Genomic DNA, 12,037 nt, shown 5'->3' on the forward strand with positions numbered 1-12,037 from the left:
CCCAGTTAGCACGGCGCCGGGACGCTCAACGCGCCCCGGCTCCCGAACGGTATATACCTGACACGGAACACCCCGTGCCTGAAGCTTTAATAACTCTATTCTACCGGCTCAGCGGGCGAATTGAAGTCAATCTCGACGTGAGCAGAAGCAATATTTTCCCACGGAAGCAAAGACGGCTCGTGGTACGACTCCTTCTGACCCTTCTTCGTGTTCTTCTTACGAGCCAGCACCGGGCCCTCATCCTGCACCTCGTGCAGACGCGCCAGGTACTCGGTGCCGTCGGGTGCGGTCACCGCAATCAGGCGGGTGCGGGCACGCTCCCAGTGGCGGCGCTCGGTCAGGGCGCGGGTAGCGCCGGGCGAGGACACCTCCAGCTCGTACGGGAAGAACTCGTCATTCTCATCCGCGCGGTCCAGAGCGCTCGAAATCGCGCCGGAAATCTCCGCCAGAGAATCCAGCGACAGCGAATCGGTACGCTCAGCGGTGTAGTCCACCGTAATCTTCACGGTACGGTTCGCCGCCGGGCCCGAAATCTTCAGGCCCTCCAGCACCAGCGAGAACTCGGAGATAACCGGGGCAATCGCATCGGCAACCTCTTCCTCACGGATCGCGCGGATACCCACGCGCACCGGTGCCTCCACCACGGGCTCACTCTCAGCGCGAGTGCGGGGAGCGTTCACACCATTCGCCACGCGGGATGCGGCACGGCGAGCGCGCGCATTCGGGGCGCTCTTCTTAGAGCCAGAACGCTTCGGCTTATATGCCATAGTTCTCTTCTTTCATTCTTCCGCCGCTACCCTGCCCCACCTCCGGGGAGGCGGGGCAGGTGGCGACGGTTTTACGTCTTAGCGGGCTAGTGGCGTGCCTTAGGCGCGCGCACCTCAGCGATGACCTCAGCCACCGCGTTCTCGACGGACACCTCGCGAGCCTCACCGCTGCGGCGGTCCTTCAGCTCCAGCACGCCGTCCTTGAAGCCGCGACCAATCACCAGGATGGTGGGCACGCCCAGCAGCTCGGCGTCGCCGAACTTCACGCCGGGGCTGGTCTTCGGGCGGTCGTCCAGCATGACCTGCAGGCCGGCGGATTCCAGAGATGCGCTGAGCTTTTCAGCGTACTCGTGGGATGCTGCGTCCTTGCCGGTAACGACGATGTGCACGTCTGCCGGTGCCAGGTTGCGCGGCCAGATCAGGCCCTTCTCGTCGTGGTTACCCTCGGCGATAGCAGCCAGTGCGCGGGTCACGCCCACGCCGTAGGAGCCCATGGTCACGGTCTGCAGCTTGCCGTTCTGGTCCAGAACCTTCAGACCCAGTGCCTCAGCGTACTTGCGGCCCAGGGCGAAGATGTGGCCCATCTCGATGCCGCGGGCTGCCACCAGCTCGCCGGAGCCGTCCGGTGCCGGGTCGCCTTCGCGCACCTCGCACGCCTCGATCACGCCGTCGGCGGTGAAGTCGCGGCCGAAGACCAGGTTCGCCACGTGCTTGCCCTCTTCGTTTGCGCCGGTCACCCAGCGGGTACCGCGCACCACGCGGGGGTCAACGAAGAAGGGAATGCCGGTTGCGGAAGCTACCGCATCCTCGTCCTCGGTGTGCGCACCGAACAGGGGCGCATCCAGGCTCAGGCCGGGGCCAATGTAGCCCTTGACCAGCTGCGGGTATGCCTTCAGATCCTCTTCGCTGGCTGCCTCGACCTCGACCTCGCCGCCGATGCCCAGCAGGGCGCCGATGTTGACCTCAACGCGGCCCAGGTCCACGGCACGGTCGCCGGGAACGCCCACGGCGAAGACCTTCCGCTCGCCGGAGGGCGTGATGACGGTGCCCAGGAAGCACTTGAGGGTCTGCGAAGCTTCCAGGGCGCCGCCGGTAACCTCGGAGTGCAGCTCGTTCATGCGCTCCACCAGGGTCTCAATGGTGGCGGAGTCGGGGGTGTCCACGACGATTGCCGCCGGGGTGTCCTCGGTGATTTCGATTTCCTCGGGAACCACGGTGGTGACGGCCTCAACGTTTGCCGCGTAGCCGCCCGCGGAACGCACGAAGGTGTCCTCACCGATGGGGGTCGGGTGCAGGAACTCTTCGCTGCGGGAGCCACCCATCGCGCCGGACTGTGCGGTCACAATGACAATCTCCAGGCCCAGGCGCTCGAAAATGCGCTGGTAGGCGGCACGGTGCGCCATGTACGCCTCGTTCAGGCCCTCATCGTCAATGTTGAAGGAGTAGGAGTCCTTCATGACGAACTCGCGGCCGCGCAGCAGGCCCGCGCGGGGGCGTGCCTCATCGCGGTACTTGGTCTGAATCTGGTACAGGTAAACCGGCAAATCCTTGTAGGAGGAGTACAGGTCCTTCACCAGCAGGGTGAACATTTCCTCGTGGGTGGGTGCCAGCAGCATGTCTGCACCCTTACGATCCTTGAGGCGGAAGAGGTTATCGCCGTACTCGTCCCAGCGGTTGGTTGCCTCGTAGGGTTCGCGGGGCAGCAGTGCGGGGAAGTGAACTTCCTGCGCACCGATGGCGTCCATCTCTTCACGGATGATGTTCTCGACCTTGCGCAGTACCTTCAGGCCCAGGGGCAGCCAGGTGTACACGCCGGGGGCTGCGCGGCGGATGTAACCGGCGCGAACCAGCAGCTTGTGGCTGGCGACCTCAGCGTCTACGGGGTCCTCGCGCAGAGTGCGCACGAAGAGGTTGGAAAGGCGAAGTACCACGATTCTCCTTGAAAGGTCGATAGGTTTAGGTAGGGTGCCCGAGGCTCACCGGGTGAGCCGTAAATAGGCACAGTCGTCTTTAATTTTATAGCGTTTTAGGGTTCGGCGTGTTTAGCGCTCAAAAATGATGGTCGAGAACTGCCCAATCTGCTCCCAACCGGTCCCCCGGTACATGGCAAGAGCACGGGCATTGTAGTCGTTCACGTACAGGCTCAAGTGCGGGTAGCGGCGCTGCAGAACCTGCGCGGCGGCGGCAAAGAACGGCTTAGCCAGACCGTAGCCGCGGTAGTCCGGGTGCAGCCACACGCCCTGCACCTGCGCGGCGTCCAGGTTCACGATGCCCGCATCCGCCTTGAAGATAACCCGCCCATTCACATCGGTGACAATGGCGCTGCGCTGACCGGCAATGAGCGTGCGCAGGCGCGCCGCATAGCCGTCACCGTAGCGAGCAACCGGGTCGAAGCCGACCTCCTCGGTGAACATGGCGGCCGCGGCGGGCAGAAGCTCCCCCAGGTCCGCGGAGGTGGCAAGGCGCGCATACCCGGCAGGCTCACCGCTGAGTTGGACAGCACCGGCGGGACTCTCCCCCGGTGTGAGGGGCCTGGGTTTGATGGGCACGGGTTTGAGAGGCGCGGGCAGGTGCGCCGGCAGCTCAGGAAGCTCCACGGCGTAGAAGCGGGCGAGGTCCTTCTCCGGCGGCAGATACAGCAGCGGCTGATTGGGACGCTCCGACAGAACCCGCGCACGGTGATCGCAACCGTCACCCAGGCTCGGCTGCAGCATCTGCAACAGCGGGCTCTTACCACCGCGAGTCTGCTCGCACAGCTCTTGCATGCGCGTCCACAGGGGCATCACGAAGGTGCTCTCACCGAACATGGAATCCAGGCGAGAACCCACCTGCAGTAGCAGCTGAGCCAGCGCGTCACGATGCGCGAGCGCCGTAGCATCCAGAGCGGGAGTATCCAGGGTGGTGGCGTCATAGGTTTCTACATGTTCGGCAACATCATGCTCAACCGCGGCACCGCACAGGCGCACCGGCACCACATTCGAGCCCAGCAGCAGCACACAGCACAGCTGCCCGTCACGCTCACACCCCACGAAACCCTGATAGTAGTGCAGCGGAATACGCGGCGCCTTCACCGGAAGAGGGCACGCCAAATAATGCTCAATGGGGTACAGATTCGGGACCGGGTCGCTAAACAGGACCTCCTCCAGCTCATCGCACCACCGAGCATCCAGAGCAAACACGTGTTCCTTCACGCGACCAGGCATAGGGGAAGAATCCATCGATGAAGCAGCCCGCCTGCCGCGCTTGGATTTAGAGCGGAAAGAACTTGGGCGAAGAGAAGATAAAAGATTAAGCATGCTGTGTTGAGTGATAGAGAATGAGCGATAGACAGATGAGTGACGATACGGGGCGTGCCCCGAAAAGTAGCCGAATTATGCGGCCACAGCCGGCGGCGACAAGCACCGGACCTGCCACCACCATAACCGGACATAACCGGAAAAGCGCGGAGGCGCCCTCAGCAGGGCGCCTCCGCGCACAAAAGCTAACTAGCTCACCGAAACAGCCGGGGAACCCTCGGGAACGTACTCGCCCGAAGCCTCCATCTCGGCGGCAATGCGGGTTGCCTCCTCAATCAGAGTCTCAACGATCTGATCCTCGGGCACGGTCTTAATGACCTCACCCTTCACGAAAATCTGGCCCTTACCGTTACCGGACGCCACACCCAGGTCAGCCTCACGAGCCTCACCCGGACCGTTCACCACGCAACCCATCACGGCAACACGCAGCGGAACCTTCATGTGCTCCAGGCCCTTAGTCACGTTCTCGGCAAGCTCCCACACGTTCACCTGCGCACGACCACAGGACGGGCACGAAACGATGTCCAGCTTGCGGGGGCGAAGGTTCAGCGACTCCAGGATCTTGGTGCCCACCTTCACCTCCTCAACCGGAGGAGCAGACAGCGACACGCGAATAGTATCGCCAATACCCTGAGACAGCAGAGTACCGAACGCCACCGAGCTCTTAATAGTGCCCTGGAACGCCGGACCAGCCTCAGTCACACCCAGGTGCAGGGGCCAGTCACCGCGCTCAGCCAGCTGACGGTACGCCTCCACCATCACCACAGGGTCGTTATGCTTCACAGAAATCTTGAAATCACGGAAACCGTGCTCCTCAAAGAGCGAAGCCTCCCATACAGCAGACTCAACCAGAGCCTCCGGAGTAGCCTTACCGTACTTCTCCAGCAGACGCTTATCCAGCGAACCGGCGTTCACACCAATACGCAGAGAAACGCCGTGGTCCGAAGCCATCTGAGCGATTTCCTTCACCTGGTCGTCGAACTTACGGATATTACCCGGGTTCACACGCACAGCACCGCAACCAGCCTGAATAGCCGCATACACGTACTTCGGCTGGAAGTGGATGTCAGCAATCACCGGAATGCGGGACTGCTTCGCAATGATCGGCAGAGCCTCCGCGTCCTTATCGGTCGGGCACGCCACACGCACAATATCGCAACCGGCAGCGGTCAACTCAGCAATCTGCTGCAGAGTCGCACCAATGTCGTGGGTCTTAGTGGTCGTCATCGACTGCACCGAAATCGGAGATTCAGAACCAACACCGACAGAACCCACCTTGAACTGGCGGGTTTTACGACGCGGCGACAGAACCGCAGGAGCGGGCTTCGGCATACCAAGGCTGACCGACAAGGTTTTCCTCCATACATGGGTTGTGAAGGACGTACGACGCATCCTTCGTTCAACTTTTTATTGTGCCACTGACGCGAAAGAAAGCACTAATACGGGTACCCTTACCGCGCGTGACAACACACTAAAACAGGGTGATGGGCTTAACAATATCCGCCACAATTAGGATGACAGACATCACAATGAATGCGCCCGCAACCACATACGTCAACGGCAGCAACTTCACCGGATCAAACGGACCCGGATCCTTACGCCCAGTCAGACGTGCAAAGAAGCGACGCACACCCTCCCAGAGAGCACCCAACACGTGGCCACCATCCAGCGGCAACAGCGGAATCAGGTTGAACGCAAAAAGCATCAGATTCATATTCGCCACCAGCGAGACCAACATCGCAGCCTTCGCCTTCACATCAATACGGTCAGTAGCCGTCACCTCACCGGCAATACGGCTCACACCCACCACAGACACCGGCGACTCAGCACTACGCTCGCCACCGGTCACCAGGGTCACCGTCAACTCCCACACACGCTGCGGCAACGAAAGCATCGACGAACCCACACGCGAAAGCGTATCGCCCACCATCGCGGGCACCTCAGTAATAGAACCGGGTACCAACTCACTCGACGGGGAAACACCCACAAAACCGCCGCGAGTCGTCGCAATCGAACCATCAGCGGCACGCGCATACTGGCCCTTACCGTCAGAAACCGGGCGGATCATCTCAACCGGAGTCACCGACAAATTCAGACGCTGACCATCACGCTCCACCGTCAGGGTGCTCGGGTGAGAACCCGCCGCACGAATCGCCGAAGACACAGCCTCCCACGAACCCGTCGACGCACCATTCACAGCAACCACACGGTCACCCACCTGCACACCAGCAGCCTTCGCAGGCGACGGAGTGGACTTATCCGTACACTCGCCATAGCTAATCGAATCATGAGTGACATTCACGCTCGGCACGCACTCAGACACCGCCGACACCTTATTCGTCACCTGCGCCGTACCAAAACCACAAATCAGCACAGCAGTACACACCACACCAATCAGCAGGTTCATCGTCGGGCCGCCCAGCATAATCACCATGCGCTTGAGCACCGGCAACTTATAGAACAGGCGGTCCTCATCACCGGGCTTCAGACGCTCAGCATCCGCCGCACGCGCCTCCTCAGCCATGGACGCAAACGGGCTGGTACTGCCCGAATGGCCCTCCTCATGGTGCTCCTTCACCTCAGCAGGGCTCGGCGGGTACATACCAATCATCGAAATGTAACCACCCAACGGGATCGCCTTGAAACCGTACTCAGTCTCGCCGCGGCGGAAAGAGAATACGGTCTTACCGAAGCCAATCATGTACTGCGGAACGCGCACATTGAACAGCTTCGCGGGCACCAGATGCCCCACCTCGTGCAGGGCAATCGAGACGGCAATAGCAATTGCCATGAGGATAATGCCCACAGCGTACAGCAGGATTTCCACGCTTTTTCTCGTTTCGGTTCGGGGATACGAAGCTTCTAGGATACTCGCTTAGCCTGTGAAGGCGCCCTCCCCCGCCTCATGTGACTATGCAGGACGGTGTGGGTGGGTACGCTATACCCTTCCTCCGCTCCTGCAGGGGAACCCACCCTCTCGGGCGCTCCGCCCTCTCCTTGCTTCGCTGCGGAGAGCACCCGAGAGGGTACCCTGATGTCGCTTCCGGAGGGTATAGCTACCCCGCGTTCCAGCCTGGTGCGAGCGTGAGGAGGGGCGGTGTCGTCCGTAGTGACATCAGGGTGCCCGAAGCGAAGCGAGGGCGGGTGCCCCTGTAGGAACGAGGACGAACACTGCCCCTCAGCCCCTACTCAACGAGACTATCCGGCCGCCAGGGTCTGTGCCGGATCAATACGCGAAGCCTTCGCCGCCGGGTACAGACCAGCCAACACACCAACCAGCGCACCAGCGCCCAGACCCAGCAGAATAGTGTCGGCACTAATAATCGGCGTCCAACGGTTCATCAAAGACACAATCGAGATGCCGTTAACCGCCAGCACAATACCAGCCACAGCGCCCAGGATGCCGGTCAGCAACGCCTCCGCCGAGAACTGCAGCAGAATACCCGAAGGGCGCATACCAATAGCCAGACGCAAACCAACCTCACGGCGACGCTCCATCACCGCAACCAAGAACGTATTCATAATGCCCATCGCACCAATCACGAGGGTAATAACGCTCATCGCAAGAAGCATGGTGCGTTGCTGCTGGTCGACAGCCTCACGAAGGGTCTTCGGCTCCGGCGGCACACTCACGCTATACAGGGCGGGACGTTCCGGCGAGAGCGCGTACGGTGCTTCCTCCGCAATCTGGTTTGCGGCACCGGCAACAGTACTCACCACAATCTGAGTGGAACGCTTACCGGTCTGCGCCGCAACGGCACCGCCACCGGCAGCGGGCTGTGCTTCTTCAACATCGGCACCAGGCTTCGCGCCCAGAGGCAGGTAGACCGAACCGTACGACAGAGTCAGCGAGGGATTCTCCCGCACCACACCGATAACGGTGTACGGCTCATCGCGAATATAGACCGTAACTCCGGGGCTATAGGGTAGCGCAAGCTGGCGCATCACGCTTTCACTGAGCACCACGACCTTATCGTTCCGCTCCACATGCCCCTCGTCGAAGGTCCGACCCCACACCAGTTCATGACCCTGCACGCTAAAGATGCTGGGGGTTGCCGCACGGACGGCAGCCGTCACGTTAGCACCGCGCTCACCGAAGTTGTCTGGACCGCGCTGAATATCCGCGGATTCATAGAGCTGATCCACCAGCGCGGTACCGGTCACTCCGTTCAGCTGGCTAACACGCCGGTAGTTCTCACTTGCCGCAAGGCTCAAGAGTTCAGCCCGGCTCAGGGGTTCAGTTCGGGTAGAGCTAATCGTCAGGTGCTTAGCCCTAAAAATATCGAAGCTGTCAGCCAACTGCCCAGAAATAGTGGCGGTCAGACCGACGGTCAGCACGAGCGAAGCGATACCCAGCACCACACCAAGCATGGTGAAGATATTGCGCCTCACCCGGTGCACGGTAGCGTCCCAGGCTTCTTTGAGGGAGGCGAGCGCCCAAGGTGCACGACCACTGCTCTGCGGCTTAGAAACTTGTTCCTCAGCAGAGCTAGGCAGGTTCAGAGACGCGCGGGCGGTCGTTTCTTCCTGCCGCTGTGCATCCTGCTCGATGAGCTGCCCCTCGTGCATACGTAACACCCGGTCGCAGTGCTCCGCCACAAGCGGGTCGTGAGTAATCACAATCGTGCTTTGCTGGTCACCCGTACATTCGCGGAGCAGGTCAATGACTTCGCGGGTGAGCTCTTCATCCAGCGAGCCGGTCGGCTCATCGCAGAGCAGCAACGCCGGTTCCCCAATGAGCGCACGAGCAATAGCTACACGCTGCTTTTCACCGCCTGAGAGAGTGGTGATGGGTGCATCCGTTCGGTGGCTCAACCCCAGCAGGGCGAGAGTGTCCGCAACCCGTTGTGCTCGTTCCGCTTTGGGCACGCCACGGTAGATGAGCGGTAGCTCAACGTTGCGGTACACGTTCTTATGCTCGATGAGGTGGAACGCCTGGAAGACGAAACCGATGCTGTCCAGGCGCGCTTCAGCTCGCTGTGCCGCGTTGAAGGTTGCGGTGTCTGTACCGTCCAGCAGGTAGCTGCCGGAGGCGGGCGTGCTGAGCAGACCGAGGATGTTCAGCAGGGTTGATTTGCCGCTGCCGGACGGTCCCAGGATTGCGACGACTTCTCCGTAGCGGACTTTCAGGTCAATATTTTTGAGCACGTCAATTCGAGTGTCACCCTGCATAAAGTGCTGGGACACTCCCTGAATATCGACGCTATAGGCTGGTGGGTGCGCGTGAGCGGCGCGGGAGTCAGTCATGGCTACTCCCTACTTTTTCTCGCGCATGATTTTGACGCTGTCGCCTTCGTGCAGGTCACCGGTGACGGCGTTCTTGCCGTTGGCGTTGCTGATGACGGTAACGGTTACCTCGCGTTCTTCGCGGGCCTTCGACCCGTTGGAGCTTTCGGGGCCGAGCACGATGACTCGGGTCTGTCCGTCACGGGTGTAGAGCGCCGATGAGGGCACGACCAGGTGCGCTTCGGGGGTTTCTTCGAGGGTGAGTTCCGCGTTGACGGCGCCTCGAAGGCTGTCCGCCTTATCCCCTACGTCGAGGGTGAGGATGCGTTCCCCTTCGGTGCTTCCTGCCGCACCGGCTGCGCCGTTGAGGTTGGAGCCAGCCGCACCTTCTGCGCCATTGGCCTGGCGACCGGCCTGGCTGTTGCCTGCGGCACCGGCGGCTTCGGAGGTGTTCTTGTATCCGAGGGTTGCGACGTACTCAGTATCACCGAGGGAGGGCACGGTTACCTTCTGACCGCTACGGGCTTCGGGGGTGAGCCTACCGGTGGTTCCGGTGCAGCTGAGGGTCTTGCTACCTTCTGCGATGGTGGCTACGGGACCGTCTGCGATAGCGCCGGTTGCGCGGGGGTTGCCGGTGACAACTCCGGCACGGTTGATGATGAGGAAGTAGCGGGCGGGAATAGGCTGGTCAGTCTTGACGTGCGCGTAGCCGAGGCTGTCGAGGAGGTTGTTGAGAGCCTCGTAGGTGTCTTCGGTGATGCGTGCGGGCTGCGGGCCCTGACGTCCCATGGCAGTCAGTGCCTCGTTGAGGAGTGCAGCGTCGGGGCCGCTATCGTCGAGTTTGAGGTCGCGGTAGAGCGCGAAGCCGCCGGTGAGGGTGATGAGAGGTTCACCGTTGACTTCTGCGATGAGGGTTCCGTTGCCGACGGTGTCACCGTGTTTGATGGTGATTGCGGTGTACTGCCCTTCGCCGCTGTAGCGTAGCGGGGTTGAGGTGGCGTAGTTCGCGGTGCAGGTCAGGGGCACGGTAGTTCGCAGTTTTTCGCGGGTGACCGTGGCGGTGATGGTGGAGGGGTCCGGGGGTGCCGCTTCTGCGTCTTTTTGGGCGGTGGTTTTGATGTTTTGGGCGCTGATGAGCGTGCCGACGGTGATGATGAGGAGCAGGGCGATAATGCCGTAGAGCCAGAGGGTTTTCTTCTGGCGGGTGGGGGTGGCGCTCATGGTGTCCCTTCTTTGGGTGCGCGTGTGGGAACGCTATTGTCTGTGCCGTTTGGGCTTAGGGGCGGCGATGCCGTGTGGGGTTAGCTCGTGCCCGGCACGGGGATACGTGCCGGGCACAATACGCTGTGATGAGGTGTAGCCGTTGCAGCTACTCTGTACGCCTGTTCTGGTTAGTCCGGTCTGATTAGTCCGCAGGATTAGCTCAGAATCTTTCGGGCGTTCTCTTCAGCAGTTTTCTTGGCGGTGGTCACCTGTTCGATGAGGCCCTGCTCCTTTTCGAGGAAGGAACTCAGGTAAGCGATAGCAATCTTTCGCTGTTCGGCATCCAGCCCGGTTGCTTCACGGCAGGTCGCATCGTTAATCGCCAGTTCGTGGGTGTCTTGGTTGTTCTGGCGGTACTGTTCGCGAGCCATAACCGGAGTGGTGTAGTCTCCCCCAAAGCGTTCCTTCATACACTGTGCCCACTTCTCGGTGGCAGGCTCAAGGTCTTTGAAGATTGCATCGTTGTTGAGGTAGTGAACCGCGGTAATGTGGACCCTTCGTATGGTCGCGCGGGATTCTTCTGAACCAAAGACTGCACGGGTGGCTTCTTGTTGGCAACCGCCCTTTCCTTCAGTACCGTTAAGAGCCTGCATTTCAGCGTCGCTCATAGTACGGCTCTGCTCTTCCAGTGCTGTAGTAGCCGCAGAGTAGCGCTCTTCGTATCCGCGAGCGCGGGCGTCCGCAACGGTGAGAGGTTCAAGATCAGCATGCAGAAGCAACGGGATTTCAGTTTTTCCTGCAGGAACCTTGTAGTTCGGGAATCCGCGTTCAGTCATGCACTGGCTCAGGGAACGCTGGTAGGCACGAACAACGTTGTCAGAAAGCGAGGCGAGGTTCTCTACTTTTTCGATAGCTTGGCTATCGGGACTCTTGGAGGCGCTATACGCCTTCTCAGCGTTAGCGGACGCCGAGGAGTCGGCACTGGGCTGCCCGGATGCACAGGAGCTAAGCATCAAGGTCAGCGGGAGTAGAGCCCCGGCAAGGGTTCGTAGGGTGTTCGGTCGACGCATAGGGGCACTTCCTCGTGAAATATAGCTGCATCTTTGTTCACTCGTTCGAGGGCTCTTCATTGTTTGCCCTAGAGAGAACATATTTTGAACACTAGCCTACTATGCGCCGGGAGGGGAGGCAAGGGGGGCGGTGTTTATCCTCGCCCCGCGGGTGGGGATGGCACGCCGCGTGTTTTTCTTTCGGGATACGGTTGGGGGGACGGTGTTCGTCCTCGTTCCTACAGGGGCACCCGCCCTCGCTCCGCTTCGGGCACCCTGATGTCACGTTCGGACGACACCGCCCCTCCACACGCACGCTAGGCTACCCGAGGTGGCGCGCCGTGTTTTCCGGAAGCGCCCTCAGGGTGTCACACGGACGCTCTCCGCAGCGGAGCAAGGAGAGGGCGGAGCGTCCGGGTGACGGGTGCCCCTGCGTTAGGCGCGGAGGAAACATGCGGCGTGCCGTCCCAACTAGCGAAGCGAGAACAAACACCAC

At 61.0% G+C, this 12,037-nt stretch carries 8 protein-coding genes; all 8 read right to left on the reverse strand.

Features of this window, described 5'->3' with window-relative positions; genetic code table 11:
* Nucleotides 1-95: 95 nt before the first annotated feature.
* Nucleotides 96-767: a ribosome maturation factor RimP gene (gene rimP / locus HMPREF2527_RS08470; RefSeq protein ID WP_070507734.1), complete on the reverse strand. Its 672-nt coding sequence runs from the start codon at nucleotides 765-767 to the stop codon at nucleotides 96-98.
* Nucleotides 768-853: 86 nt separating this feature from the next.
* Nucleotides 854-2,698 carry a proline--tRNA ligase gene (locus tag HMPREF2527_RS08475; RefSeq protein WP_070507736.1) on the reverse strand — a complete coding sequence of 615 codons (1,845 nt, stop codon included), beginning with the start codon at nucleotides 2,696-2,698 and terminating at the stop codon, nucleotides 854-856.
* A gap of 111 nt (nucleotides 2,699-2,809) precedes the next feature.
* Nucleotides 2,810-3,985 (reverse strand): GNAT family N-acetyltransferase, encoded by a 1,176-nt coding sequence (locus HMPREF2527_RS08480; RefSeq protein ID WP_246824796.1) that lies wholly within the window; start codon nucleotides 3,983-3,985, stop codon nucleotides 2,810-2,812.
* 267 nt (nucleotides 3,986-4,252) lie between these two features.
* Nucleotides 4,253-5,395 carry a flavodoxin-dependent (E)-4-hydroxy-3-methylbut-2-enyl-diphosphate synthase gene (gene ispG / locus HMPREF2527_RS08485; protein ID WP_044142245.1) on the reverse strand — a complete coding sequence of 381 codons (1,143 nt, stop codon included), beginning with the start codon at nucleotides 5,393-5,395 and terminating at the stop codon, nucleotides 4,253-4,255.
* Between the two features lie 139 nt (nucleotides 5,396-5,534).
* A complete protein-coding gene (locus tag HMPREF2527_RS08490) occupies nucleotides 5,535-6,890 on the reverse strand; it encodes a M50 family metallopeptidase (protein ID WP_070507738.1) in 1,356 nt (451 codons plus the stop codon).
* Between the two features lie 371 nt (nucleotides 6,891-7,261).
* Nucleotides 7,262-9,310: an ABC transporter ATP-binding protein/permease gene (locus HMPREF2527_RS08495; protein WP_070507740.1), complete on the reverse strand. Its 2,049-nt coding sequence runs from the start codon at nucleotides 9,308-9,310 to the stop codon at nucleotides 7,262-7,264.
* A 9-nt stretch (nucleotides 9,311-9,319) separates the two neighbouring features.
* Nucleotides 9,320-10,510: an efflux RND transporter periplasmic adaptor subunit gene (locus tag HMPREF2527_RS08500; protein ID WP_070507742.1), complete on the reverse strand. Its 1,191-nt coding sequence runs from the start codon at nucleotides 10,508-10,510 to the stop codon at nucleotides 9,320-9,322.
* Nucleotides 10,511-10,707: 197 nt separating this feature from the next.
* Entirely contained in the window at nucleotides 10,708-11,562 is an 855-nt protein-coding gene (locus HMPREF2527_RS08505; RefSeq protein WP_070507744.1) for a hypothetical protein, read from the reverse strand.
* Nucleotides 11,563-12,037: the final 475 nt, after the last annotated feature.

It is taken from the genome of Rothia sp. HMSC071B01, assembly GCF_001808945.1.
In the GTDB taxonomy this organism is placed as follows: domain Bacteria; phylum Actinomycetota; class Actinomycetes; order Actinomycetales; family Micrococcaceae; genus Rothia.